The sequence below is a fragment of the Streptomyces sp. NPDC043726 genome, from assembly GCF_056436565.1.
In genome coordinates, this window is record NZ_JBWKCI010000004.1 from 506038 (window position 1) to 532104 (window position 26067).

At 72.0% G+C, this 26067-nt stretch carries 23 protein-coding genes; 11 read left to right on the plus strand and 12 right to left on the minus strand.

Annotated features, from left to right (window positions below):
* Positions 1 to 22: 22 nt before the first annotated feature.
* Positions 23 to 460, minus strand: a complete 438-nt coding sequence (locus AC068Z_RS14500; protein ID WP_328872166.1) for a MarR family winged helix-turn-helix transcriptional regulator — start codon at positions 458 to 460, stop codon at positions 23 to 25.
* Between the two features lie 178 nt (positions 461 to 638).
* Here AC068Z_RS14500 and AC068Z_RS14505 point away from each other — a divergent pair, with 178 nt between their 5' ends.
* Positions 639 to 821 carry a ribbon-helix-helix protein, CopG family gene (locus tag AC068Z_RS14505; protein ID WP_478554960.1) on the plus strand — a complete coding sequence of 61 codons (183 nt, stop codon included), beginning with the start codon at positions 639 to 641 and terminating at the stop codon, positions 819 to 821.
* 4 nt (positions 822 to 825) lie between these two features.
* Here AC068Z_RS14505 and AC068Z_RS14510 read toward each other — a convergent pair whose 3' ends face one another.
* Positions 826 to 2274 carry an NCS2 family permease gene (locus AC068Z_RS14510; protein ID WP_478554962.1) on the minus strand — a complete coding sequence of 483 codons (1449 nt, stop codon included), beginning with the start codon at positions 2272 to 2274 and terminating at the stop codon, positions 826 to 828.
* Positions 2275 to 2392: 118 nt separating this feature from the next.
* Here AC068Z_RS14510 and AC068Z_RS14515 point away from each other — a divergent pair, with 118 nt between their 5' ends.
* Together AC068Z_RS14515 and AC068Z_RS14520 are read left to right on the plus strand one after the other, a co-directional pair.
* Entirely contained in the window at positions 2393 to 2647 is a 255-nt protein-coding gene (locus AC068Z_RS14515; protein ID WP_478554964.1) for a DUF2530 domain-containing protein, read from the plus strand.
* A gap of 110 nt (positions 2648 to 2757) precedes the next feature.
* A complete protein-coding gene (locus tag AC068Z_RS14520; protein ID WP_478554966.1) occupies positions 2758 to 5151 on the plus strand; it encodes a cation-translocating P-type ATPase in 2394 nt (797 codons plus the stop codon).
* Positions 5152 to 5175: 24 nt separating this feature from the next.
* On the opposite strand, the gene AC068Z_RS14525 is transcribed toward AC068Z_RS14520, so the two are convergent.
* The 4 genes from AC068Z_RS14525 to AC068Z_RS14540 form a co-directional block, all read right to left on the minus strand.
* Positions 5176 to 6075 (minus strand): hypothetical protein, encoded by a 900-nt coding sequence (locus AC068Z_RS14525; RefSeq protein ID WP_478554968.1) that lies wholly within the window; start codon positions 6073 to 6075, stop codon positions 5176 to 5178.
* A 150-nt stretch (positions 6076 to 6225) separates the two neighbouring features.
* The gene (locus AC068Z_RS14530; protein WP_478554970.1) at positions 6226 to 7143 is read right to left on the minus strand and encodes a hypothetical protein; all 918 of its coding nucleotides are present in this window, start codon (positions 7141 to 7143) and stop codon (positions 6226 to 6228) included.
* Between the two features lie 175 nt (positions 7144 to 7318).
* The gene (locus tag AC068Z_RS14535; protein WP_478554972.1) at positions 7319 to 10435 is read right to left on the minus strand and encodes a sacsin N-terminal ATP-binding-like domain-containing protein; all 3117 of its coding nucleotides are present in this window, start codon (positions 10433 to 10435) and stop codon (positions 7319 to 7321) included.
* 66 nt (positions 10436 to 10501) lie between these two features.
* The gene (locus tag AC068Z_RS14540) at positions 10502 to 11428 is read right to left on the minus strand and encodes a DUF3027 domain-containing protein (protein ID WP_478554974.1); all 927 of its coding nucleotides are present in this window, start codon (positions 11426 to 11428) and stop codon (positions 10502 to 10504) included.
* A 273-nt stretch (positions 11429 to 11701) separates the two neighbouring features.
* Here AC068Z_RS14540 and AC068Z_RS14545 point away from each other — a divergent pair, with 273 nt between their 5' ends.
* The 4 genes from AC068Z_RS14545 to AC068Z_RS14560 are packed head-to-tail and all read left to right on the plus strand — an operon-like array spanning position 11702 to position 15182.
* The gene (locus tag AC068Z_RS14545; protein ID WP_478554976.1) at positions 11702 to 13126 is read left to right on the plus strand and encodes an MFS transporter; all 1425 of its coding nucleotides are present in this window, start codon (positions 11702 to 11704) and stop codon (positions 13124 to 13126) included.
* Between the two features lie 57 nt (positions 13127 to 13183).
* Entirely contained in the window at positions 13184 to 13696 is a 513-nt protein-coding gene (locus tag AC068Z_RS14550) for a DUF2771 domain-containing protein (RefSeq protein WP_478554978.1), read from the plus strand.
* Positions 13666 to 14346, plus strand: coding sequence for a futalosine hydrolase (locus AC068Z_RS14555; protein ID WP_478554980.1), 681 nt, complete (start codon positions 13666 to 13668; stop codon positions 14344 to 14346). The genes AC068Z_RS14550 and AC068Z_RS14555 overlap by 31 nt, the downstream gene beginning before the upstream one ends.
* A complete protein-coding gene (locus AC068Z_RS14560) occupies positions 14343 to 15182 on the plus strand; it encodes a 1,4-dihydroxy-6-naphthoate synthase (protein WP_478554982.1) in 840 nt (279 codons plus the stop codon). Before AC068Z_RS14555 ends, AC068Z_RS14560 begins: the two co-directional genes overlap by 4 nt.
* A 69-nt stretch (positions 15183 to 15251) precedes the next feature.
* Here the strand turns inward: AC068Z_RS14560 and AC068Z_RS14565 are convergent, their stop codons facing one another.
* Positions 15252 to 15635, minus strand: a complete 384-nt coding sequence (locus tag AC068Z_RS14565; protein ID WP_478554984.1) for a cold-shock protein — start codon at positions 15633 to 15635, stop codon at positions 15252 to 15254.
* Between the two features lie 165 nt (positions 15636 to 15800).
* Between AC068Z_RS14565 and AC068Z_RS14570 the strand changes: the two genes are divergently transcribed.
* Complete coding sequence (locus AC068Z_RS14570) at positions 15801 to 16049, plus strand: hypothetical protein (protein ID WP_451719098.1); 249 nt, start codon at positions 15801 to 15803, stop codon at positions 16047 to 16049.
* Here the strand turns inward: AC068Z_RS14570 and AC068Z_RS14575 are convergent.
* On the minus strand, positions 16028 to 16663 hold the full coding sequence (locus AC068Z_RS14575) for an HAD family hydrolase (protein WP_478554986.1): 636 nt from the start codon (positions 16661 to 16663) through the stop codon (positions 16028 to 16030). The two genes, AC068Z_RS14570 and AC068Z_RS14575, sit on opposite strands and share 22 nt — an antisense overlap.
* Positions 16664 to 16686: 23 nt before the next feature.
* Entirely contained in the window at positions 16687 to 17661 is a 975-nt protein-coding gene (locus AC068Z_RS14580; protein ID WP_478554988.1) for a hypothetical protein, read from the minus strand.
* A 157-nt stretch (positions 17662 to 17818) separates the two neighbouring features.
* Here AC068Z_RS14580 and AC068Z_RS14585 point away from each other — a divergent pair, with 157 nt between their 5' ends.
* Both AC068Z_RS14585 and AC068Z_RS14590 read left to right on the plus strand, forming a co-directional pair.
* Positions 17819 to 20320, plus strand: a complete 2502-nt coding sequence (locus AC068Z_RS14585; RefSeq protein WP_478554990.1) for a helicase-associated domain-containing protein — start codon at positions 17819 to 17821, stop codon at positions 20318 to 20320.
* A gap of 68 nt (positions 20321 to 20388) precedes the next feature.
* Positions 20389 to 22032, plus strand: coding sequence for a DNA repair helicase XPB (locus AC068Z_RS14590; RefSeq protein WP_478554992.1), 1644 nt, complete (start codon positions 20389 to 20391; stop codon positions 22030 to 22032).
* A 10-nt stretch (positions 22033 to 22042) separates the two neighbouring features.
* Here the strand turns inward: AC068Z_RS14590 and AC068Z_RS14595 are convergent, their stop codons facing one another.
* Positions 22043 to 22228, minus strand: coding sequence for a hypothetical protein (locus AC068Z_RS14595; protein ID WP_478554994.1), 186 nt, complete (start codon positions 22226 to 22228; stop codon positions 22043 to 22045).
* 269 nt (positions 22229 to 22497) lie between these two features.
* On the opposite strand from AC068Z_RS14595, the gene AC068Z_RS14600 reads away from it, so the two are divergent.
* Entirely contained in the window at positions 22498 to 24540 is a 2043-nt protein-coding gene (locus tag AC068Z_RS14600) for a HelD family protein (RefSeq protein WP_478554996.1), read from the plus strand.
* A gap of 25 nt (positions 24541 to 24565) precedes the next feature.
* Here AC068Z_RS14600 and AC068Z_RS14605 read toward each other — a convergent pair whose 3' ends face one another.
* Entirely contained in the window at positions 24566 to 25258 is a 693-nt protein-coding gene (locus AC068Z_RS14605; protein ID WP_478554998.1) for a copper homeostasis protein CutC, read from the minus strand.
* Between the two features lie 92 nt (positions 25259 to 25350).
* Positions 25351 to 26016 carry a maleylpyruvate isomerase family mycothiol-dependent enzyme gene (locus tag AC068Z_RS14610; protein WP_478555000.1) on the minus strand — a complete coding sequence of 222 codons (666 nt, stop codon included), beginning with the start codon at positions 26014 to 26016 and terminating at the stop codon, positions 25351 to 25353.
* Between the last annotated feature and the right edge of the window lie 51 nt (positions 26017 to 26067).

Below are 26067 nucleotides of genomic sequence, written 5' to 3' on the forward strand. Positions count from 1 at the left end.
GGTTCGCCTCCTCGAACGTGCCTTACAGGTGTGCGAGCTTCTCCAGTACGGGGGCGGCGGCGCGGAGTTTCGCCCACTCGTCCTCGTCGAGGCCGTCGACCAGGGTGGCCAGGAAGGCGTTGCGCTTGGCGCGGCTCTCGGCGAGCATCGCCTCGGCCTGTTCCGTCTTCGTGACGACCTTCTGGCGCCGGTCCTCGGGGTGCGGCTCCAGGCGGACCAGTCCCTTGGCCTCCAGCAACGCGACGATGCGGGTCATCGACGGCGGCTGCACATGCTCCTTGCGGGCGAGCTCGCCCGGGGTGGCCTGGCCGCAGTTGGACAGGGTGCCGAGCACCGACATCTCGGTGGGGCTCAGCGACTCGTCGACCCGCTGGTGCTTGAGCCGGCGGGACAGCCGCATGACAGCGGATCGCAGGGAGTTCACGGCGGCAGCGTCGTCGCCATGGGTAAGGTCCGACATGTTCTTTAGGTTAACTCATTACCCTGACTAAAGACCACCCTGACACGCACCGACACCCGTGACTCTGGCCACTGAACCCGGATCCAACGAGGGTGCCGTAAACCCGACATCACCCATATGAGTGAGCCGATTCCGGAAAGCGACACACCGCCCGGCCGCCTGAGGTGACCCTCGATGCATGGGGACCAGCGTGCTCAGCCTGCGGATAGACGGGGAGCTGCTCGAACGGCTCCGGCACCATGCGGCCAAAAGGGGAATGAGCGTCCAGGACTATGTGGTCCGGACGCTCATTCGGGACGACTTCGACGAACGGTTCCAGTCCGCCGTCGAGGAGACCGAGAAGTTCTACGGCCTCACCTAGGGCCTTACGTGAGACCCAGGGCCGGCATCAGGTAGTAGAAGGTGAACACCGCCGCCACGACGTACATCGCCACCGGCACCTCCCGGCCCCGCCCGGCCGCGAGGCGCAGCACCACGAAGGTGATGAAGCCCATGCCGATGCCGTTGGTGATCGAGTAGGTGAACGGCATCATCACCATCGTGACGAAGGCCGGGATCGCGATCGTGTAGTCGGCCCAGTCGATCTCCTTGACGGAGTTCGCCAGGATCAGGAAGCCGACCGCGAGCAGTGCCGGGGTGGCCGCCTGGGACGGGACCATGGTGGCGATCGGCGTCAGGAACAGCGCGGCGGTGAAGAGCCCGCCGGTGATGACGTTGGCGAAGCCGGTGCGGGCGCCCTCGCCGACGCCGGCCGTGGACTCCACGAAGGCCGTGGTGGCCGAGGAGGAGCTGGCACCGCCCGCGGCGACCGCGAGGCCGTCGACGAACAGGACCTTGTTGATGCCGGGCATCTGGCCCTGGGCGTCGGTCAGCTTGGCCTCGTCGGAGACGCCCATGATCGTGCCCATGGCGTCGAAGAAGCACGACAGCAGGACCGTGAAGACGAACAGCACGCCGGTGAGCATGCCGACCTTCTCGAAGCCGCCGAACAGGCTGAACTCGCCGACCAGACCGAAGTCGGGGGTGGCGACCGGGTTGCCGGGCCACTTGGGCGTGGTCAGGCCCCAGGACGGGATGTCCGCCACGGCTTCGATGATCAGCGCCAGGACCGTCATGGCGACGATCGAGATCAGGATGGCGCCGGAGACCTTGCGCACGATGAGGGCAAGGGTGAGCAGCGCGCCGAGGACGAAGACGAGCACCGGCCAGCCGTTGAGGTGACCGTCGCCGCCGAGCTGGAGCGGGACGGTGGTCTGGGCGGCGTCCGGGATCCGGGAGACGAAGCCGGAGTCCACCAGGCCGATCAGCATGATGAACAGGCCGATACCGATCGAGATCGCCTTGCGCAGACCGAACGGGACGGCGTTCATCACGCGCTCCCGCAGGCCCGTGGCGACCAGCAGCATCACCACGAAACCGGCCAGCACGACCATGCCCATGGCGTCCGGCCAGGACATCCGGGGGGCGAGCTGGAGCGCGACGACCGAGTTCACGCCCAGGCCGGCGGCGAGCGCGATCGGCACGTTGCCGATGACACCCATCAGCAGCGTGGTGAACGCCGCCGTCAGCGCCGTCGCGGTGACCAGCTGACCGTTGTCGAGCTGGTTGCCGTACATGTCCTTCGCGCTGCCCAGGATGATCGGGTTCAGCACGATGATGTAGGCCATCGCGAAGAAGGTGGCGAAGCCACCGCGAATCTCGCGCGGCAGGGTGCTGCCACGCTCGGAGATCTTGAAGAAACGGTCGAGGGCACCGTAGGCGGGCTTGGCTCCCGGCTCAGGGGCGGGGACCTTGGCGGGGGCCGAGGTGGACATGTATTTGGTGTTTCCTACGAAGAGAAGTGGCCAGACATAAACAGTTTCAGTATGAACATATGAGAGCGGGATCGGCCATCTCCGCGCGTAGATACGTCCACCTCGTAAGCTGTCCCCCATGGCGAAGTGGACACCGAAGCACGAGGCGCCGGAGCCCCTGGAGGGCCCCGTCGTCGCCACCATCACGGGCGGCACGATCCTCTGGTTCGTCCTCTTCCTGGTCCAGCTCCCGTTCTACGGCTGGTTCGACGACCACGGGCACCTGTGGTGGCTGTGGACCTGCCTGGCCGGCGGCGGACTCGGCCTGATCGGCATCTGGTACGTCCGCAAGCGGGACGCGGCGATCAAGCGCGGGGCCGCGGCACCGCAGTAGGGCTCACCTACAACCACGGCACCACTTCGCCCCGTTGTCCGTCCTCCCCAGGTCGGATCTTCCGCGCACTCGGCGGGTGAAGCCCCAAATCCGCACGTACCGTCGAAGGCATGACGCACATCGACGCGGGCACCGAAGTCGATCCCGGCCATCCCCTGCCCGCCCCGGTGAACACGGGCGGTCTGACCGCCGCGGAGGTGGCCGAGCGGGTCACCCGGGGGCAGGTCAACGACATCCCGGTGCGCAGCAGCCGGTCCACCGTCGAGATCGTCCGCGCCAACGTCTTCACCCGGTTCAACGCGATCATCGGCGTGCTCTGGCTGATCATGCTGATCGTCGCGCCGATCCAGGACAGCCTGTTCGGCTTCGTCATCCTCGCCAACACCGGTATCGGCATCGTCCAGGAGTGGCGGGCGAAGAAGACCCTGGACTCGCTCGCCGTCATCGGCGAGGCCCGCCCCACCGTCCGCCGTGACGGGGCCGCCACCGAGGTGACCACCGCGGAGATCGTGCTGGACGACCTGATCGAGATCGGGCCGGGCGACAAGGCCGTCGTGGACGGCGTGTGCGTCGAGGCCGACGGCCTGGAGATCGACGAGTCCCTGCTCACCGGCGAGGCCGACCCGGTCGTCAAACGGCCCGGGGACCAGGTCCTGTCCGGCTCCTTCGTGGTGGCGGGCGGCGGCGCCTTCCAGGCCACCAAGGTCGGCCGCGAGGCCTACGCCGCCCAGCTCGCCGAGGAGGCCTCCCGCTTCACCCTCGTCCACTCCGAGCTGCGCTCCGGCATCTCCACCATCCTCAAGTACGTGACCTGGATGATGATCCCGGCCGCGCTCGGCCTGGTCGCCACCCAGTTGTTCGTGAAGAACAAGGACCTCGACGACTCGATCGCCCGGACCGTCGGCGGCATCGTCCCGATGGTCCCGGAAGGCCTGGTGCTCCTCACCTCCGTCGCCTTCGCCATCGGCGTCATCCGGCTTGGCCGGAAACAGTGCCTCGTCCAGGAACTCCCGGCCATCGAGGGCCTCGCCCGCGTCGACGTCGTCTGCCTCGACAAGACCGGCACCCTCACCGAGGGCGGCATGGACGTGACGGAACTGCGGCCCCTGAACGGCAGCGATGAGGCGTACGTCCGCCAGGTGCTCGGCGCCCTCGGGGAGTCCGACCCCCGCCCCAACGCCTCCCTCCAGGCCATCATCGACGCCTACCCCGAGACCGACGGCTGGCGCTGCACCGAGTCCCTCCCCTTCTCCTCCGCCCGCAAGTACAGCGGCGCCTCCTTCAGCGAGGGCGACGGCGAATCCAGTACGTGGCTGCTGGGGGCGCCCGACGTACTGCTCGCCCCGGACGACCCCGCCCTCACCGAGACCGAGCGGCTCAACGAACAGGGCCTGCGCGTCCTCCTCCTCACCCGCGCCGGACGCGATCTGAGCGACCCCGAGGTGGCCGCGGGCGCCAAGCCGACCGCGCTGGTCGTCCTGGAGCAGCGGCTGCGGCCCGACGCGGCCGACACCCTGCGCTACTTCGCCGAGCAGAACGTCAGCGCCAAGGTCATCTCCGGCGACAACGCGGTCTCCGTGCGCGCGGTCGCGGGCAAGCTGGGGCTGGAGGGCAGGACGGTCGACGCCCGGCTGCTGCCGCGCGACACGGACGGCATGGCCGAGGCGCTCGACTCGGGCACGGTGTTCGGGCGGGTCACTCCGCAGCAGAAGCGGGACATGGTGGGGGCGCTCCAGTCCCACGGGCACACGGTCGCGATGACCGGGGACGGGGTGAACGACGTCCTCGCCCTGAAGGACGCCGACATCGGGGTGTCCATGGGCTCCGGCTCGGAGGCCACCCGGGCCGTCGCGCAGATCGTGCTGCTCAACAACAGCTTCGCCACACTGCCCTCGGTGGTCGCCGAGGGGCGGCGGGTGATCGGGAACATCACGCGGGTCGCCACGCTGTTCCTGGTGAAGACCGTGTACTCGGTGCTGCTGGCGGTGCTGGTGGTGTGCTGGCAGGTGGAGTACCCCTTCCTGCCGCGGCACTTGACCCTGCTCTCCACCCTGACCATCGGAGTCCCGGCCTTCTTCCTCGCCCTCGCGCCCAACAAGGAACGGGCGAAACCGCATTTCGTGCGGCGGGTGATGCGGTACTCGATCCCGGGTGGCGTGCTGGCCGCGGTCGCGACCTTCGTGACCTATCTGATCGCCCGTCACCACTACACGGGCGAGGGCGCCTTGGACGCCGAGACCAGCGCCGCGACCCTGACCCTGTTCCTGATCTCGATGTGGGTTCTGGCGATCATCGCGCGGCCGTACACATGGTGGCGGGTGGCGCTGGTCGCCTCGATGGGCCTGGGCTTCGTGCTCGTCCTGGTCGTGCCGTGGCTCCAGGAGTTCTTCGCCCTGAAGCTCGTGGGCGTCACGATGCCGTGGATCGCGGTGGGCATATCGGTGGTGGCGGCGGCCGCCCTGGAGTTCACGTGGAGATGGGTCGACCGCCGCTTTCCCGCGTGAGCGGGGAGAGCCGAGGGGTTTGCCCTACTGCACGTCTACGAAGTCGCCCTTGGCCGAGACGCCCGCGGTGCTCGTGATGCCCGCGTACGTGAAGCGGTAGTAGCCGTCCTTCGTGGCCGTGGTCGTCGTCTTCAGGGAACCGTCGGTGGCGGTCTTGATGCCCTTGACGTTGACGTAGGCCGAGCTGCCCGACTCGCGGTACTGAAGGGTGACCTTCTGGCCCGCGGGCAGGCCCACGTACTTGTTGCTCTCCCAGCTGGCGCGGGTCAGCTTGCCCTTGATCGTGAGGGTCTTGCCCGCCTTCACCGGCTCCGGCGTGGCGTCGACCGTCAGCTTGGCCAGGCGCTGGACCACCGTGCTGCCGAGGTCGCCCTGGTCGGCGTAACCGACCTTGGTGATGTCGTAGTTCTCGCCCAGCGGGTCCTGGCCGTTCTGCGCGAGCGCGAGGGCCGCGCCCTTCCAGCTGCCGGCGTCGGAGTTCAGCAGCTCACTCTCGGACGGGTAGGCGTCGATCTTGCCCGTGCAGGTGGCCGTGGTGGCCGAAGTGGCCGTGCAGGACGCCGGGTTGTTGCCGAACATCATGTTGTCCGGGGCCGTGTAAGAGCCCTTGTAGAGGTACGGGCCGGTGGCGAAGTCGTCGGCCTTGATGTCGATGTCCGCGGCGTGGGTCATCGTGTAGGTGACCGACGTCGAGTAGCGGCCGGTCGCACCGACCTTGAACGTCTTGGCGATCTTGAAGTCCGAGAACGTGACGTCCATGTCGTACGGGCCGTCCGCGCGCGTGCCCTCGCCGAACTGCGCGCGGATCTTCGCGACATCGGCCCGCTGGGCGGACGAGGCGTCGGCGGCCTGGGCGGCCGGCACGACGAAGGCGGACAGGGCCAGGGCGCCGGTCACGGCGGCCACGGTGGCGCGTATGCGCATGCTTTCCCCAAGTGGTCGTATGAGGAGCGCGAGTGCTCCAAGTGATCAGATGGAGCGAGCGGGGTTTCGGTTGCCCGGGGGACCTCCCGAAAACACGGACGCCCGGCCCCGGACGGCTTCCGGGACCGGACGTTCGGGCTGGATCAGTGCTTACTGCACGTCGACGAAGTCACCGGCGGCCGTGGCGGGCGCGGTGCTCGTGATGCCGTTGTAGACGAAGCGGTAGTAGCCGTCGACGGAGGCCGTGGTCGTGGTCTTCAGGGCACCGCCCGAGGTGGTCTTGATGCCCTTGACGTTGCTGTACGTCGTGGAGCCCTTCTTGCGGAACTGGAGGATCACGCTCTGGCCGCTGGGGATGCCGACGTACTCGTTGGTGTCCCAGCTGGCGCGGGTCAGCTTCCCGGTGACCGTGATGGTCTTGCCCTTCTTCACGGGCTCCGGGGAGGCGTTGACCGTCAGCTTGGCGAGGCGCTGGAGGTTGAAGGCGTTGGTGTTGTCCTTGACCGCGACACCGACGTTGTCCAGGTTCAGGTTCGGGTCCTCCGGGTCCTCACCGTTGAAGGCGACCGCGAAGGCGGCGGCCTTCCAGGCGCCCGCGTCCTCGTTCAGCAGCAAGAACGGGTCGACCGGGACGGTGGCCTTGCAGGAGGCGACGGTGGCGGAGGTGTCCGTGCAGGTCGCGTCGGTGCTGTCGAACCACCAGATGGAGTTCTCGAACGACGTGCCGCGGTAGAGCTCGACGGCCGCGACGAAGTCGGACGCGTGGATGTCGACGTCCGCGCCGTGCGTGAGGGTGAAGGAGACCGGCACGTTCACCGTGTTGCTGATGCCGACCACGATGTTCTTGCCGCTGTTGACCTTGACGTTCGAGAACGAGGCGTCGAGAGCGTAGGGGGTGCCGTCCTCGGCGGTGGCGTAGGCGGACTTGCCGGTGGCCGCGTGGGCGGCCTCGCTCGCGGCACTGCGCTCGGCGGGAACCCGCGAGTCGTCGGCCTGCGCGAGCGGCGCGGCGACGGCGGAGAGAACGAGGGCGCCGGAGACGGCGGCCACGGTGGCGCGAATACGCATGTGTTCCCCAGTTGGAGAGGGGCCCCGACGCTGGTCGTTCCCTACGGCTCGTCGTCGGCCGGGGCCCAAAGTGATCGTGGAGCCTGTTGGCTCGCATGATCAGATCCGTGACACGTGCGAATGGTTGTACGTCGTACGAAAATTCTGTGCGGAAGTTCCGCAGGCCCCGTGCGCCTCAGTCGAACCAGCGGTCCCGCGCCAGCTCCCGCGTCCGTGACGGATCCTCCAGCAGCGCCGCCACCTCGAACCGCCGCGGCCACTGCCCGGCCGCCCAGGCCAGGCCCGCCGCCACGCCCTCCAGGGTGGCCGCGTGCAGGACGCCGTCGTCGGTGAGCCGCCAGTCGATCTCCACGCCGTCCACGACGAGTTCCTCGTGCTCGACATAGGAGGACGGGGTCCGCGGGCCCAGCAGCACCCGGACCGACTCTGGTACGTCGTGCTCGGTGCCCTCGGAGTCGACGGACCCGGTGACGGACTCGCTCAGCCGCCGCACCTGGAACAGTTCGGCCAGTTCGGCGGCGCGCGAGGGCCGTACCGGCAGCAGTGCCACGCCCTCGGTGAAGGGCAGCAGGTCGGGCGAGTCGACGACCACCGCGTCGGCCGCGTCCACGACCTCCACCCGGCCGTCGACCACGGCCCGCAGCTCGTCCGGCAGGGTCACCTGCTCGGGGTCGAGGTCGGCCAGGGCACCGTAGAGGGCGTGCAGTTGGGCTCCGGTGACCTCGCGGTCGGGGTCGGCGAGCCGGTCCAGCAGCTCCGCCGCGCCGCCCGGCTCGTCGAGCAGCGCCGCCACCGACGTCCGCACGCCCAGCGCCCGCAGCACCTGTTCGTCGTCGAAGCCGGTCGCGTCGGCCTCGTCGTACAGGCCGCGCAGCAACGGGTCGCCGCCGGAGGCGAGGAGTCCGGCGGGGCGGCGGCCGTCGAGCACCGGGTGCCCGCGCAGCCACCAGGCGGTGTAGGGCCGTACGACCTCGTGCGTGCCGTCGGGGAGCAGGATCCGCACCTGCTGGGTGAGGGCGTCGCGGAGCGGCGGCCGGGCGAGGAGCGTGAGGGCCTGGGGCCACTTGTCGTCGTCGACCAGGTCCAGGTCGCGCACGGCGACGAGCTCGGTGGCGACGGGCGGCACCGGGGTGTCCGGGAAGCGGTCGAGGATGTCCTCGGACCACACGTCCACGGCGTCCAGCAGCCCGGCGTCGTCGGGTTCGGCGAAGTCGCCCTCGCGGGGCTCCAGTTCGTCGGGGTCGAGGACGACGTCGGTGGCGCGGACGAGCGCGAAGTTCGCGAGCACCCCGCAGGCGGCGAGCGGCTGTTCGCCCCACTTCTCGGCCAGTTCGGCGTCGACGGCGGCGAGTTCACCCTCCCGCATGACCTGGTGGAAGGGGCTGCCGGGCAGGACCAGTTCACCCGCGGGCGCCGGCTCGCCCTCCTCGTCGGGCAGGGCGAGCGCCCCGAGCCAGGGCTCGTCGCCCGGCTCCAGGTCGGCGTCCCGTACCAGCGCGAGCACGGTGTCGGCCAGTTCCTCGGCGTCGAGCCCGTCCCGCTCCCAGTCGAGGCTTCCGTCGTCCTCCAGGGAGCCCGCGACGGCGGCCCGGACCTGCGGGGTGGTCAGCACGGCCCGCGGGGTGGCGGGCAGCGCGCCGAGCTTCTCCAGCAGGGGGTGGGCGGCGTCCGGATGGGCGACCTTCAGCCCGAGCCGGGCCAGCACCTCCGGGTCCAGGGCCGCGTCCGCGGTGGGCAGCAGGACCTGCCGGGGGCCGATGGTGGTACGGCCGTCGGCGAGCGGCACCGGCAGCCCGGAGAGCCGGTCGGGGTCGACCCCGGCGAGGCTGTCGTACAGCCGCCGCCACCAGTCCGGCTCCTTCTCCAGCCCGGCCAGCCGGTCGACGGCGTCGGTCAGCGGCAGCCGCGCGACGCCCAACGTCCGCAGCTCCACGCGCCGTTCGAGCCCGGCGGGCAGCAGCGTGGGCAGCACCTCGGCGAGGACCCGTACGGTGTCGGCGCCCGCGCTCTCCACGACCTCGGCGTCCCGGGGCCGCAGCGATTCGGGCAGATCCTCGGTCGGCTCCAGCGCGGGCGGCAGGAAGGAGGTCCGCGGCAGCCGCTCCAGGATGGCCGCCCGCAGCGCCCCGTCCAGCTCGCCCTTGCCGAGCGGTCCGGGCACGAGGTCGATGATCCCGGCGGTCACCGGCCGCCACTCGGCGAGCAGCCCGGCGTAGGCGTCGGCGGCCCGTTCGACGAGGAAGTCGGTCAGCGGGCCGGGGGCCGCGTGCCGTCGGGTGGTGTCCAGCGGGAAGGAGGCGATGAGCAGGGCGGGCACACCGAGCGGCTCGTCGCTGGGGGTGGGGGCGTGCACGAAAGGGCTGGTGCGGGGATGCGCCGGGGAGCCGTCGGCCTCGACCGGCACGGCCCAGGTCACGGACCAGTGGGGCCGCAGCCGCTCCTCGACCGGCCGGTCGGCCAGCAGCTCGGCCTCGACCGCCCCGTGCGCGGAGGTGGTACGCCAGTGGGTGATCCCGTCCCGGGAGTCCTCCACCACGGTGAAGGCGCCGTCGGTGCGCCGGGTGAGGGTGCGCACGGTGTCGGTCTCGATGACGACCTCGGTGAGACCGGGCAGGGCGAGGAGCAGGGCGTCGTCCACGGCACCCAGCAGCCGCTCGGCGAGGTCGGAGGCGGCGGCGTCGCGCAGCGGCAGGATGACGACGGTGTCGTAGGGGTCGGGAGCGGTCCCCTCGGCGGCGAAGGGCAGCCGGAGCAGGGGCACATGCCCGTCCCGGCGCCGCATCTCGTCCCCGAGCCCGGGGCTGTGCCGGGCGGTGTCGGCGGCCTGCTCCCTGCCCTCGGCGAGGGACCAGCGCACACCACCGTGCCGTCCGACGACGGCGGGCTCGTCGGTGACGGCGAGGACGGCGGCGAACCCGACGCCGTACCGCCCGACGGAGGGCGTGTCGCGCTTGGCGGAGGCCCGGAGCGTGGAGAGCGACTCGACACCGGCGGCGTCGAGGGGAGCGCCGGTGTTGGCGGCGACGAGGACGCCGTCCCGCAGGGTGAGCCGGAGCCGTCCGGGCACGCCCGCACGCGCGGCGGCGTCGGCGGCGTTCTGCGCGAGCTCGACGACGAGCCGGTCCCGGTACCCGCCGAGGACGAGGTCCTCCTCGGCGTTGGCGTCCTCCCGGAACCGGGCGGGGCTGGTCGCCCAGGCGTCCAGTACCCCACGCCGCAGCCGGGCGGTCCCGAACGGATCCGCTCCCTCGACGGCCGGCCGCACGAACTTGCTCACGATCACTCCACTCATCGGCGTGACGATGAAGGTACCGCGAGCCGGGGCACCCCTGACTACGGCCGGATGGCCGACAGAGGACTAGGAGTGACCCAGGTCCGCCGCGTCCTCGTCCGAGACCGCCGGGACCGAGCCGGAGTCCGAGGCGGGGCGGAGCGGGAAGGGGTCGACCTTGGTCTCGTCGATGACCGGCGGGGCCGGCTGGGGCGGCTTGGGCATGACCGCGGCCTCCGAGTGGCCGCCGCAGCCGTAGGTCAGGGAGACGACGCGGCCGTCGGCCGGGGAGAACTCGTTGGCGCAGACACCGAAGGCCTGGCCCAGGGATCCGCCGAGGCGCATCAGGAAGCCGCAGCTGACGCAGGCGGCGGGGGCCGCCTGGGCCATCGGGGTCTTCGCGCCGAACGACTCCTCCCAGCGGTCCGCGGCGACATGGAGGCCGTAGCGGGACAGCACCCGCGCCCGGCGCATGCCCAGCTCCTCGGCGACCGAGGCGATCGAGCCCCGGGTGGGGACCACCGGGAGGTTGGCGGGAGTGCCGCCGGTGACCTCGGCGTCCTCGGCCTCCACCAGCTCGGCCATCTCGTGCGAGACGGGGGAGCTCGGCATCGGCTCGTCCTCGCCGGTCCAGCCGGGCTCCAGCCGCAGGTCCTCGGCGTCGGTGGGGAGCAGATCGCCGGGGCCCATGTCGCCGGGGCGCAGCCGCTCGCTCCACGGCACCCACTCGGGGGCCAGCAGCGCGTCGGGTCCGGGCAGCAGGACGACCTCGTCCAGGGTCACGATCTTCGCGCGGGACGCCCGCGCCACCGTGACGGCCCAGCGCCAGCCGCGGTAGCCCAGTTCCTTGCACTCGAAGAAGTGCGTGACGACGCGGTCGCCCTCGGAGACCAGGCCCGCGTGCTCCCCGACGACGCCGGGCGCGGCGGCCTCCTCGGCTGCGGTGCGGGCGAGGTCGGTCGCCTCGGCGCACAGGCGGTCGGGGGTGCGGCTTCGCGTGGTCGCTGCGCTCACAGGTATCGCTTCTCTCCTACGCCGTCTCTCGGGTGCGGCTGCCTGAAGGCGGCGGGGCGGGCGGACGGAGCGGACCGAAGGACCGCGTCGACGTCCGCGCCCCCTCGCACTCGGGCGCACCTGTCACCATCCATTCTGCGGGATGGCCGAGATACGCACGCTACCTGCTCACCGGCGCTCGGCCTACACCGACGGTCGCAAACCACTGACAAAGCCGCGCCCATACGCGCGGTAACCGCACTACGCACGGCCATCTCGGGGCACTATGACGTCGTGGCAGCCGCGCGGACGCCTCAGGGAGCCACCGGAGTGGGTGGGGACAGGGGCCGCAGCAAGGGCGGCGGTTCGGGCCGGGTCGGCGGCGCCGTCCGCTCCGTCGGACGTGCCCTGCACTTTCCGGTCACCGGCACCGCCCGCGGCATCCGCAAGGCGACCCACGCGCAGGGCGCCGGCGAGTCGGGCCTCGGCAAGCTGATCGAACTGCACGCGGTGAACGGCGCCGGCGACATGATGATCACCGTCGCCCTCGCGTCCACCGTCTTCTTCTCCGTCCCGACCGACGAGGCCCGTGGCCGGGTCGCGCTCTACCTCGGCATCACCATGGCGCCGTTCGCTCTCCTCGCGCCCGTGATCGGCCCCCTCCTGGACCGGGTCCCGCACGGCCGCCGGGCGGCGATGGCGAGCGCCATGCTGGCGCGCGCCTTCCTGGCCCTGATCCTCGCCGGGGCCGTCAGCACCGGCAGCATCGAGCTGTATCCGGCGGCCCTCGGCGTACTGGTGTCCTCCAAGGCGTACGGCGTGGTCAGGAGCGCGGTCGTGCCCCGCCTGCTCCCACCCCGCTTCTCCCTGGTCAAGGCGAACTCACGGGTCACCCTCGGCGGGCTGCTGGCGACCGGGGTGGCCGCGCCGGTCGGCGCCGGACTCCAGGCGCTCGGCGACCGCTGGCCGCTCTACGGCGCCTTCGTGCTGTTCCTGGTGGGGACGTTCCTGTCGTTCACGCTGCCGCCGAAGGTCGACTCGGCCAAGGGCGAGGACACGGCGCTGCTGGCGGCGGACGAGGCGCATCTGCACGGACCGCATCTGAAGCCGGTCAAACGGCCCGGCCTGCGCACGGTCGGCATCGCCGTCACCCATGCGCTGGGCGCCAACGCCGCCCTGCGCTGTCTGTCCGGCTTCCTGATCTTCTTCCTCGCCTTCCTGCTGCGCGAGCATCCGCTGGCCGGCCAGAGCGCCGCGGTGTCGCTGGGGATAGTGGCCGTCTCGGCCGGGGTGGGCAACGCCCTCGGCACGGCGGTCGGGGCGTGGCTGCGCTCGCGCGCCCCGGAGATCATCATCGTGACCGTCGTGGCCTGTGTGATGACGGCGGCGATCACCGCCGCCGCCTTCTTCAGCGCCGCCCTGGTGGCCTGTCTCGCGGCGGTCGCCGGGTTCTCCCAGGCGCTGGCCAAGCTGTCCCTGGACGCGCTGATCCAGCGGGACGTGCCGGAGCTGGTGCGGACCTCCGCCTTCGCCCGCTCCGAGACACTGCTGCAGATGTCCTGGGTGCTGGGCGGCGCCATCGGCATCGTGCTGCCGCTGAACGGCACCCTCGGCATGGCGGTGGGCGCCACCATCGTCGCCGCGGGCTGGCTCACCACGGTGCACGGGCTCATCGTCTCGGCCCGGCACGGCGGCGGCCCGCGCACGAGGGTGGCATAAGACACGGCACGACCCCCACGTAAAGAGAGCGTGAGACGCGCCCGATAGCCTTCGCCCATGACCACGCTGCCCCGCGGCGAAGCCGCTGATGTACCACGTGCTGTGCGACGCCGCCGCGCCGTCGCCGCCGCCGGCGCCGTTTCCGCCGGACTGCTCGTTCTGTCGGCCTGTGACAAGCCGACGCCGATGGCCACCGTCACCGTCGGTTCGTCCTCGGTCAGCGAGGAGGCCACCTGCGGTGGCGAGGGCGACACCCTGAAGAGCGCGGACCTGACGAAGTGCCTGAAGGACACCGACATCAAGTCGATCACCGTGGACCCGGACGAGACCGTCCGCTTCGGTGTCGACCCGGAGATCGCCGACAAGCGCTGGACGATCCTGATGAACGGTCAGCCGCTCACCGAGGACAGCGACAAGACCTACCGCACGATCCCGGGCAGCGTGTTCTTCAACGCCCAGTACGGCGCCCAGGGCAGCTCCACCCTCGTCTCCATCAAGGCGGGCGACGGCAAGGAGCAGAGCCAGAAGGTCACCGGACTGTGGTCCTTCAAGCTGAAGAAGGACGACTGACCACGCCTGCCGTACGCGTCCTCGTCGCCACCGCCGTCCCCGCCGAACGGGACGCGGTGGCCCGCGCGTTCACCGGGTTCCCGGGTGACGTGCTGGCCGTCGGGGTCGGCCCGGCCCGCGCCGCCGCCCACACCGCCACGGCCCTCGCGAGCTCCCGGTACGACCTGGTGATCTCCGCCGGGATCGGCGGCGGCTTCGCCCCGCACGCCCCCGTCGGCTCCCTCGTCGTCGCCGACGAGATCACCGCCGCCGACCTGGGCGCCGAGACGCCCGAGGGCTTCCTGCCGGTCACCGAGCTGGGCTTCGGCACCGTCACCCACCGTCCGCCCGAAGCACTCGTACGGGAGACCGCGGCCGCGACCGGTGCCCTGACCGGAGCGGTGCTCACCGTCTCCACGGTCACCGGCACCGCCGCCCGCGCCACCGCCCTGCGCGACCGCCACCCCACCGCCCTCGCCGAGGCCATGGAGGGCTTCGGGGTCGCCGAGGCGGCCGCGGCGCACCGGGTGCCCGTGCTGGAGATCCGGGCCGTCTCCAACCCGGTGGGCCCGCGCGACCGGGCCGCCTGGCGGATCCCCGAGGCGCTTCGGGCCCTCACCGAGGGCTTCGGGAAGCTCACCCCCGTACTGGAGAGTTGGAAGTCGGCATGAGCCTGCAGATCGCGTACTCCCCCTGCCCGAACGACACCTTCGTCTTCGACGCCCTCGCCCACGGCCGGATCCCCGGCGCGCCCGGGCTGGACGTCACCTTCGCGGACATCGACGTCACCAACGGCATGGCGGAGCGCGGCGAGTTCGACGTGCTGAAGGTGTCGTACGCCGTGCTGCCGTACGTCCTGGACCAGTACGCGCTGCTGCCCTGCGGGGGCGCGCTGGGCCGGGGCTGCGGGCCGCTGGTGCTGACCCGGGAGCCGGGGCTCGACCTCACGGGCCGCACGGTCGCGGTGCCGAGCGAGCGGTCGACGGCGTATCTGCTGTTCCGGCTGTGGGCCGCGGACACCCTGAAGGGCGGGGTGGGCGAGATCGTCGTCATGCCGTTCCACGAGATCATGCCGGCCGTGCGGGACGGGAAGGTCGACGCGGGGCTCGTCATCCACGAGGCGCGGTTCACGTACCAGAACTACGGTCTGCACAATCTCGCCGACATGGGCGAGCACTGGGAGCACACCACCGGGCTGCCGATCCCGCTCGGCGCGATCATCGCGAAGCGGTCGCTGGGCGCCGGGACGCTGACCCGGCTCGCGGAGTCGGTCCGCGCCTCGGTGCTGGCCGCCTGGGACGACCCGGAGGTCTCCCGCCCGTACGTCATGGAGCACGCCCAGGAGATGGACCCGGCCGTCGCCGACCAGCACATCGGCCTGTACGTCAACGAGTTCACGGCCGGCCTCGGCGATGACGGCTACGCGGCGGTCAGGGGTCTGCTCACACGGGCCGCGGCTGAAGGACTGGTTCCAGCCCTCAAGCCCGAGGCGCTCGCCTTCCCCTGACGCGTGCGGCGGCCGAGGGACTGTTGCCGGCCCTCGGCCCGGACGCGCTCGAAATTCCTGTGATGCCGGCTACACGTCGAGCTGGTCGGCGACCGCCCGCAGCAGGCCGGCGATCTTCTTGCCGGAGGCCTTGTCGGGGTAACGGCCCTTCTCCAGCATCGGCGTGATGTTCTCCAGCAGGGTCGTCAGGTCCTGCACGATCGAGGCCAGCTCGTCGGGCTTCTTGCGCTGTGCCGCCGCGACCGAGGGGGTCGGGTCGAGGATCACCACGGAGAGGGCCTGGTCGCCGCGCTGACCGGCGACGACCCCGAACTCCACTCGCTGGCCCGGCTTGAGGGCCTCGACTCCGGCGGGGAGGACCGAGGAATGGACGAAGACGTCACCGCCGTCGTCGCGGGAGAGAAAGCCGAAGCCCTTCTCGCTGTTGAACCACTTGACCTTGCCGGTAGGCACGTCTGTCCTCGTCCTCGTACTCGTCGGAAAACTGCTTCGGAAAACGGCTCTTGATAGCACTCGGGCGGGTCGACCTCGACCCGCCGGTACCAAGGCTAATGGTCTTCCGGCGGGTGACAAGACGTCCCCCGGTTGTTCCTTCGGGCAGGGAACTACCCTGGTCCGGTGCGTGACAAAACCCAAACGAATTCCGCCGCGCCCGGTGACCGACTGATCCGAGTCGGAGGGGTCGTGTTCATCATCGGTGCCGTGGCCACAGTGGTCACGGTGGCCCCGCTGCTGCTCGGAACGACGCCATTTCCGACGTACATGTTCGGATTGAGCATGCTCATGGGCGTCGGATTCCTGATCGCGGGCGTGGGCGTGTTCCAGTCGATCAGCGCGGGACGCCGTCAGGCGCGGGCGGGCCAGTAGTCCGTCAGCCACGCCGGGAAGTGCGTGAGGTCGGGCAGCACGACGTCGGCGCCGTACTCGCGCAATGCCTCTTCGCCGTAGGGTCCGGTGGCCACGGCGACGGCCAGCGCCTCCGCCGTGCGGGCGCCGCGGATGTCGCCGAGGTGGTCGCCGACGTAGACGGCGGCGCCGTGCTCGCGCAGGGCCTCCGCCTTGCGCTCGGCCCACAGGTCGCCGATCACCGCGTCCGGCTCCATACCGAGGTGGTCGAGGTGCAGCTTGGCGTTGGGCTCGTACTTGGCGGTGACGACGATCGCGCGGCCGCCGGCGGCTCGTACGGCCGCGATGGCCTCGGCGGCGCCGGGGAGGGCGGGGGTGGCCCCGACGGCGAGGTCCGGGTACATCGCCCGGTACATCTGGGCGATCTCCCTGACCCGCTCCGCCGGGAACCAGTTGGCTATCTCCTCCTCCAGCGGCGGCCCGAGCCGGGTGATCGCGAGGTCGGCGTCGACATGGGTCCCGGTGCGCTCGGCGAGGGCGGTCCAGCAGGCGTGGATGCCGGGGCGGGAGTCGATGAGGGTCATGTCGAGGTCGAAGCCGACGGTGAACCGGGGTGTGGAGGCCATATGGGCCATTGTGCCCGTCCGGTACGACAGCCCTACTTCCGCCTCTGGGACCGCCAGACCAGGTACAGCGCGGAGGCGACGGCGGCGCCGCGCACGACCCACGGCCACGTCTCCTGCAGCGCCTGGTTCATCTGCCCGTCGGTGATCGGCTCGCCCCAGCGGCCTTCGGTACGGCCCCACAGCCACACCACACCGGCGGTGACCGCGAGCCCGGGCAGCACGACGACGGCGCCCTTCTTCTCGGCGTCGGTGAGCCGGCGCGATCCGTAGGCGAGGAGCCAGCCGAGGACCAGGACGAGGAGGTTGCCGATGACGGCACCGGCGAGGAGGAGCGCGGCGGCCAGCAGGAGGAGGGGGTTGGACCACTTCTTGCCGGTCTGACCGGCCTGCCCGGCCTTCGCGGTCTTGCCGGAAAGGCGGAGCCGTGGGAAGCGCCGCCGGGGAGCGACGGCTTGCTCGACGGGCTCCCCTTCCCCGGCTTCCTCCCCGGCTTCCGCGGCGGCGGGATCCTCGGGAGTGCCCTTCCTCGGCTGCTGCGGATTCCTCGGCGGCGGGGGCTTGAGCAGCTCGGGGATCTCGACGCCCCCGACGAACCCGGGGACCGCCTCACCGGCCCCGAACGGGGTGGAGTCCACCCGCCACCAGTCGGGCTGGACGGCACTGTCGCCCAGTTCCTCCGCTCTGGCGAGGTGCGGCGGGGAGGGAGCGTCGGCCAGGGGCTCCTCGCCGCTCCGCCGCTGCAGCGGGACGGCGGCGGTCGGCGTCCGCGGGGTAGCGCCGCTGCCGCCGGCGGCGGTGACGACTTCGTCGGGGGTGCCGAGCCGGGCGATGATCCGGCGGACGGCGGCGGGGCTGTCGACGGGAGCCTTGGCGCGGCGCCGGTCGATCTCGTTGCGCAGCTCGGAGACCAGCCGCATCCGCGTACCGGACGGCAACTGCCGCTGCTGAGCCACGTCACCGACCCGGCTCAGATACTCAAAGACGACCTGATCGCTCTCAATCCCCACGAAGTCCCTCCGGGGGTCACCATATTGCAGGCCGAGCCGTTCCAGCCCGTCCGGCGTCTGAGGACGAGGCCCTTTCGGGGCCGACGGGGTCTGGGGGCGCAGCCCCCAGGGACGGGAACCCCGCACTCGCGGGAGACGACCCGCTAACGTGAGTCGGATGAGCGACCCGGCATCCTCGCCCCGTTCCCTCGCGGAAGCGCTCCGCGCGCGGGACGACGCCTCCCTGGCCGTACTCCTGCGCGCCCGCCCCGACCTCATCACCCCCGTCCCCACGGACCTCACCCAGCTCGCGACCAGGGCCGGAACACGCGCCTCCGTCGTCCGCGCGCTGGAGCGGCTCGACCGTTTCGCGCTGCAGACCGCCGAGGCGCTCGCCGTCGCCGCGGACCCCGCCCCCTACGACGAACTCCTCGCCCTGATGGCCGGCGACGACGGCGACCCCGCCGTCGAGGGCGCCCTCCCCCGGGCCGTCGCCCTCCTGCGCGAGCAGGCCCTCGTCTGGGGCGACAACGACCGGCTCCGCCTCGTGCGCACCGCCCGCGAGCTGCTCACCCCCACCCCGCAGCACCCGTCCCCGACCGGCCTCGGCCCGTCCGTACGGGAGGCCACCGCGGGCATGTCGCCGGGCCGTATCCAGGAGATCGTCACCACCGCCGGGCTGCCGTCCACCCACGACGCGGTCTCCGCGGTGACCGCGCTCGGCGGGCTCTTCACCGACCGCAAGCGGATGGCGGCCCTGCTCGCCGACGCCCCCGCCGAGTCGCTCGACATCCTGTCCCGCCTGGTCTGGGGCCCGCCGTACGGCCAGGTCACCGCCGATCCGGCGCCCCGCCTGCGCTGGCTGCTGGACCGCGGGCTGCTGCTGCCGACGGCGCCGGGGACCGTCGTACTCCCGCGCGAAGTGGCCCTGCACCTGCGCGGCGGCCACGCGCACCGCGCGACCGAGCCGCTGCCGCCCGCCGTGGAGGCCGCCGCCACGCACCGTCCACAGGTTGTGGACACGACGGCGGCCGGGCAGGCGTACACCGCGCTCGCGACCGTGGAGGAGCTGCTGAAGGACTGGCACGAGGGCGGTCCCGCGGTGCTGCGGGCGGGTGGTCTCAGCGTCCGCGACCTCAAGCGCACCGCGGTCGCCCTGGACGTCGCCGAGCCGGTCGCCGCGTTCTGGGTCGAGCTCGCCTACGCGGCGGGCCTGCTCGCCTCCGACGGCGAGGCCGATGAGCGGTACGCCGCGACCCCCGCCTACGACGAGTGGCTGGAGATGGCTCCGGACCTGCGCTGGGTCCAGCTGGCCCAGGCATGGCTGGCGGCGACCCGGACCGCGGGCCTGGTCGGTGGCCGGGACGCCAAGGACCGTACCCTCTCCACCCTCGGCCCGGGTCTGGACCGCTCCGCCGCCCCCGAGGTACGGCACCGGGTGCTGGCCCTGCTCGCCGGGCTGCCCGAGGGCGCCGCCCCGAGCACCGAGTCGGTGCTGGCCCGGCTGCGCTGGGAACGCCCGCTGCGCGGCTCGCAGCAGGACGACGACCCGCGCGGACAGCTCGCCGAGTGGACGCTGGCGGAGGCCGAGCGGCTCGGCGTCACCGGCCGCGGCGCCCTGTCGGCCCACGGCCGTGCGCTGCTCGGCCTGCCGGAGCACAAGCAGCGCCAGGAACCCGTCGGACCGGGCGACAAGCTCCCCGTCCACCACCGCGCGACGGTCACCCTGTCCGCACCGGAACAGGCCACCGCCTCCGCCGCGGCCGCCCGGCTCCTCGCCCCGCTGCTGCCCGAGCCCCTGGACCACGTGCTGCTCCAGGCGGACCTGACCGCGGTCGCCCCCGGCCCGCTGGAGCGCCCGCTGGCCGACATGCTCGGGATCCTCGCGGACGTGGAGTCCAAGGGCGGGGCGACGGTGTACCGCTTCACGCCCGGCTCGGTCCGCCGCGCCCTGGACTCCGGCCAGGCCGCCTCCGACCTGCACGCCTTCCTCGCGGCCCACTCCCGCACGCCGGTGCCGCAGCCGCTGACGTACCTGATCGACGACGTGGCCCGCAAGCACGGGCATCTCCGGGTGGGCGCGGCCTCCGCCTACGTCCGCTGCGACGACGACGCCGTGCTGAACGAGATCCTCGCCGACAAGCGGGCCGCCGGTCTGCGCCTGCGCCGCCTCGCCCCGACGGTCCTGGCCGCCCAGGCCGATCCGGCGGGCCTGCTGGACGGGCTGCGCGCGATGGGCTTCGCCCCGGCCGCCGAGTCCGCCGAGGGCGACGTCCTGGTCACCCGGGCCCTGGCCCACCGCACCCCGCCGCGCTCGGCCCCCGAGCCGGTGCCGGACGGACCCCCGGTGCCGGACGCGACCCTGCTGTCGGCGGCGATCCGCGCGATCAGGGCGGGCGACATGGCCTCCACGACGCCCCGCAAGCAAGCCCCGCTCGCGGGCGGCGAACTCCCCCGCACCAGCTCCGCCGAGACCCTGGCCACCATGCAGGCCGCCGTCCTGACCGGCGACGCCCTCTGGATCGGCTACGTCAACGCCGAGGGCGCCGCCAGCCAGCGGGTCATCGCCCCCATCCGCGTCGAGGGCGGCTTCGTCACGGCGTACGACCACACGGCGGACGAGGTCCGCACCTACCCCCTGCACCGGGTGACGGGAGTGGCCGAGCTGGCGGAGGACTGAGACGGCCCCCTTGATCGTCCGCCCGTCAGGCACACTGGAGGTTTGGACCAGTCCGGAGGGATGCGTACGTGAACGGACCGCTGATCGTCCAGTCCGACAAGACCCTGCTCCTGGAAGTCGACCACGAGCAGGCCGACGCGTGCCGTCGGGCCATCGCGCCGTTCGCGGAGCTGGAGCGGGCGCCGGAGCACATCCACACCTACCGGGTGACCCCGCTCGGGCTGTGGAACGCGCGCGCCGCCGGGCATGACGCCGAGCAGGTCGTGGACGCGCTCGTGCAGTACAGCCGGTACCCGGTGCCGCACGCGCTGCTCGTCGACGTCGCCGAGACCATGGACCGGTACGGCAGGCTGACGCTCAGCAAGCACCCCGCGCACGGTCTGGTGCTCACGACCACCGACCGGCCGGTGCTGGAGGAGGTGCTGCGCTCCAAGCGGATCGCTCCCCTCGTCGGCGCCCGGATCGACCCGGACACCGTCGTGGTCCACCCCTCCGAGCGCGGGCAGATCAAGCAGACGCTGCTGAAGCTGGGCTGGCCGGCCGAGGATCTCGCCGGGTACGTCGACGGCGAGGCGCACCCGATCGAGCTGGCCGAGGACGGCTGGGCGCTTCGGCCCTACCAGAAGCAGGCCGTGGAGAACTTCTGGCACGGCGGCAGCGGGGTCGTGGTGCTGCCCTGCGGAGCCGGCAAGACCCTCGTCGGCGCCGGGTCGATGGCGCAGGCGAAGTCCACGACGCTGATCCTCGTCACCAACACCGTCTCCGCCCGGCAGTGGAAGCACGAGCTGGTGAAGCGGACCTCGCTGACCGAGGACGAGATCGGCGAGTACAGCGGGACGCGGAAGGAGATCCGGCCCGTCACGATCGCCACGTACCAGGTGCTGACGACCAAGCGGAAGGGCGTCTACCCGCACCTGGAGCTGTTCGACTCCCGGGACTGGGGTCTGATCGTCTACGACGAGGTGCATCTGCTTCCCGCGCCGGTCTTCAAGTTCACCGCCGACCTCCAGGCCCGCCGCCGCCTGGGCCTGACGGCGACCCTGGTCCGTGAGGACGGCCGCGAGTCGGACGTCTTCTCGCTCATCGGCCCCAAGCGGTTCGACGCTCCCTGGAAGGAGATCGAGGCGCAGGGCTACATCGCGCCCGCGGACTGCGTCGAGGTGCGGGTGAACCTCACCGACTCCGAGCGGCTCGCGTACGCCACCGCCGAGCAGGAGGAGAAGTACCGCTTCTGCGCGACGACCGCGACCAAGCGCAAGGTGACCGAGGCGCTGGTACGGCGTTTCGCGGGCCAGCAGATCCTGGTGATCGGCCAGTACATCGACCAGCTCGACGAACTGGGCGAGCACCTGAACGCCCCCGTCATCAAGGGCGAGACCTCCAACGCCCAGCGCGAGAAGCTCTTCGACGCCTTCCGCGAGGGCGAGATCAGCGTGCTGGTCGTGTCCAAGGTCGCCAACTTCTCCATCGACCTGCCGGAGGCGACGGTCGCCATCCAGGTCTCGGGCACCTTCGGCTCCCGGCAGGAGGAGGCGCAGCGCCTCGGCCGGGTCCTGCGCCCGAAGGCCGACGGCCACCAGGCCCACTTCTACTCCGTCGTCGCCCGGGACACGATCGACCAGGACTTCGCCGCCCACCGCCAGCGCTTCCTGGCGGAACAGGGCTACGCGTACCGGATCGTCGACGCGGACGAGCTCCTCGCGGAGAGCTGAGCCGCTGGGCTCACTTGCGGCGGACGCCCGCTTCCTCGCCGTACTCGCCGAGGATGATCACGTCGAAGGCGGCGCCCGCGAAGACCTTCACGGCTCGCAGGGCGTCGCCGAGGCGGTGGTGGTGGCTGCCGAGCACCGGACTGGCTCCGGACGCCGGGGGGCGGCCGGGGGCTGGGGTGATGGTTGCTGCACTCATGTCTCCATGGTTGCTCGCGGGGGGTAAGGAGGGCGTCGGTCCGCCGGGCGAATCGCCGGAGGGGTCTCGTACGTCTGTGGGCCGACCCGTACCCCCCGGGGAGGAGGGGCTCGTCCCCTAGGGGACGACAAAACCATTCGCTTCCTCTTCTCCCGTTCACCTAGAATCTCCGCTCTTGCCCGCCTCCCTCCCCGGAGTGCCGCCGTCCGGCCGGAAACCGGACGGCATCTCGCAGCGTCCGCACTTTTCAGGCCCCCGGAGGCACCCCCATGTCCACGTCCACCGACGACCCCCTCTCCCGCGAGCGTTCCCACCTCGCCTCCTCCCGTGCCGCGCTGCGCGCCATGCGCGAGGACGTCGAGGCCCTCGACATCAAGGACGTCACCGCGAACTGGGTCAACGCCGAGGTGCTCGCCCGCCAGATCGACGACCGGATCAAGGCGCTGGCCGACCTCAGCGACACGCCCCTCTTCTTCGGCCGCCTCGACTACCTGCACGCGCCCGGCGCGGACCGCTCCGAGGGCGCCGAGGGCGAGCAGTTCTACATCGGCCGCCGGCATGTGCACGACGCGGTCGGCGACCCGATGGTGATCGACTGGCGGGCGCCGGTCTCGCAGCCGTTCTACCGGGCGTCCAAGAAGGACCCGATGGACGTGGCGCTGCGCCGCCGCTTCGGCTACACGGGCGGTGACCTGACCGCGTACGAGGACGAGCACCTGTCGGACCCGGCGGAGGCGGCGCGGACGAGCAAGCTGCTCCAGCAGGAGATCGAGCGCCCGCGCGTGGGCCCGATGCGGGACATCGTCGCCACGATCCAGCCCGAGCAGGACGAGATCGTACGGTCCGGGCTCGGCGGCACGGTGTGCGTGCAGGGAGGTCCGGGGACCGGGAAGACGGCGGTGGGCCTGCACCGGGTGGCGTATCTGCTGTACGCGCACCGCGAGCGGCTCGCCCGTACCGGGACGCTGGTCATCGGGCCGAACCGGTCCTTCCTGCACTACATCGAGCAGGTCCTGCCTGCGCTGGGCGAGCTGGCGGTGCGGCAGGCCACCGTCGACGACCTGGTCGGGCAGGCGGTGGAGGTGCGCGGCACGGACGACGCGGCGGCGGCGCTGGTGAAGGGCGACGCGCGGATGGCGGAGGTGTTGCGGCGGGCGCTGTACTCGCATGTGACGCTTCCGACGGAGGCGGTCGTGGTGGTGCGCGGGTCGCGGCGCTGGCGGGTGCCGGCGTACGAACTGGAGGAGATCGTCCGGGAGTTGCTGGACCGGGAGATCCGTTACGGCGCCGCCCGGGAGGCTCTTCCGCAGCGGATCGCGCACGCGGTGCTGGTGCAGATGGAGCGGTCCGGGGAGGCGCCGGACGACCGGGTGCAGGACGCGGTGGCGCGGAACACGGCGGTGAAGGCGGCGGTGAAGGCGATCTGGCCGGCGGTCGAACCGGCGAAGCTGGTGCTGCGGCTGCTGACGGACGAGGAGTTCCTGGCAGAGCACGCGGACGGCGTGCTCGACGAGGACGAGCGCAAGACGATCCTGTGGGCGCGGCCCGTGCGGTCGGTGAAGTCGGCGAAGTGGTCGGCGGCGGACGCGGTGCTGATCGACGAGGCGACGGACCTGGTCCGGCGGACGCACTCGCTGGGGCATGTGGTGCTGGACGAGGCGCAGGATCTGTCGCCGATGCAGTACCGGGCGGTGGGGCGGCGCTGTACGACGGGGTCGGCGACGGTGCTGGGGGATCTCGCGCAGGGTACGACGCCGTGGGCGACGCGGAGTTGGGCGGAGGCGCTGGCGCACCTGGGCAAGGCCGACGGGGTGGTGGAGGAGCTGACGGCGGGCTTCCGCGTCCCGACGGACGTGATCACGTACGCCTCCCGGCTGCTCCCGCACATCGCTCCGGGCCTGACACCGGTGGCCTCGGTCCGGGAGAACCCGGGGTTCTTCGAGGTGCGGCCGGTGGGCGGTACGGCGGAGGTGGTGGCGGCGTGCGAGGAGCTGCTGCGCAACGAGGGCTCCACGGGCCTGATCGCGGCGGACGCGCGCGTGCCGGAACTGGCGGAGGCGCTGAGCGCGGCGGGTCTGTCGCACCTCTCGCCCGGCGAGGAGACCACGGCGGAGACCCGCCTCACCCTGGTCCCCGCGTCGCTGGCGAAGGGCCTGGAGTACGACTACGTGGTCCTGGACGAACCCCAGGCGGTGGTGGACGGCGAACCCGACGAGCGCACCGGCCTGCGCCGCCTGTACGTCACCCTGACCCGAGCGGTGTCGGGCCTGATCGTGACCCACGCGGCCCCGCTGCCGCCCCAGCTGACGTAGGGCGCCTCCCACCCCGGCCGCAGGGTCACTCGCCGTCCAGCACCCGCCGCCACTGCGCCACCGCCGACTCGGACACCGGGGCCTCCCAGCCGGAAGGCCTCGCCGCTCCGCCGATGTGGAAGGCGTCGATGCCGGCGGAGAGCAGGTACGGGACGTGTTCCAGGCGCAGGCCTCCGCCGACCAGCAGCCGTTGTTCGTAGCCCGGCTCTCCCGACCGTGCCGCCTCCGCGAGCAGGGTCGGGAGGCCCTCGTCGACGCCCGCCGCCGAGCCTGCCGTCAGGTAGGTGTCCAGGCCGGGCACGCCGTCCAGCGCCTTGCGCAGCGCGTCCCGGTCCGCCGCGCGGTCGATCGCCCGGTGGAACGTCCACCGGCAGCCTTCCAGCGCCCCGGCCACCCGCTCCACCGCGTCCAGGTCGACACCCCCGTGCGCGTCGAGGAACCCGAGCACGAACTCCGTCGCCCCGACACCGCGCATCTCCTCGGCAACGCCGACCAGCCGGTCGACGTCCCCCGCCGCGAACCCGTCCGCCAGCCGCACCATCACCCGCACCGGAATGTCGACGGCGGCCCGGATCCGCGCCACGGTCGCGGCCGACGGAGTCAGCCCGTCGGCCGCGATCTCGGTGACCAGTTCGAGACGGTCCGCGCCTCCGGCCTGGGCGGCCACCGCGTCCTCGGCGTCGAGGGCGATCACCTCCAGGACTGCACGCTCACTCATGGGGCCCCATTCGTCGACTACAGGTGCTACAGGTCTAGTCCAATTCTGCTCCAAGACTACGCCTGCCACACCCACCGATCACCCCCACGCGCTCACCCGAAGATGTTGAGTTCCCCTTCGTCCGCCCCGGCCAGCTCGTACGCCGCCCCGTCCAGCGGTCGCCCCGAGTACAGCCGTACGAGAGTCGCCGCGTCGCCGATGAACCGCGCCGGCGTCCGCTCCCCGGAGTCCGCGCCCAGCTTCAGCGGCTCGTCCACGTCGTCCAGGTCCGCCTGGAGCGCCAGGTGGCCGCGGGAGTGGGTCACCCAGGCCAGCAGCGACAGGGCGTGCGGAAGACCCGCCCCCGCGTACGCCTCGGGCTCGCCCCACGCCTCCCGTACGTCCCCGGCGTGCACCCACTCGCCGAGCGCGATCTTGTCCAGCGCCCCGCCCGCCTTCGCCATCAGCGGACCGGCATCGCTCATCCCGCGCTCCAGCTCGTCCACGATCCGCGCGGCCGGCCACCCGGCCCGCTCGGCGATGTCCCGGTCGTTGGACGCGGGCGAGAACACCCCCTCCTCGAACCGGCTCTCCACCACGCGCGTCAGCGCGGCCGAGCAGTGCGCCAGCACATCCCGCACCGACCAGCCGGGGCAGGCCCCGACCGCCGTCGCGAAGTCATCCTCGGACCGGCCCCTCAGCAGCGGTACCAGCGCGTCCCGTTCCACGGTCAGCAGTCGTCCGGGCAGCTCCGGATCCCGTACCCACTTCTCAGTCATGGGCCCCACGCTAGGGGGCGCCCCGGCCGGGCGCACCGGGCTTCGTTGTCA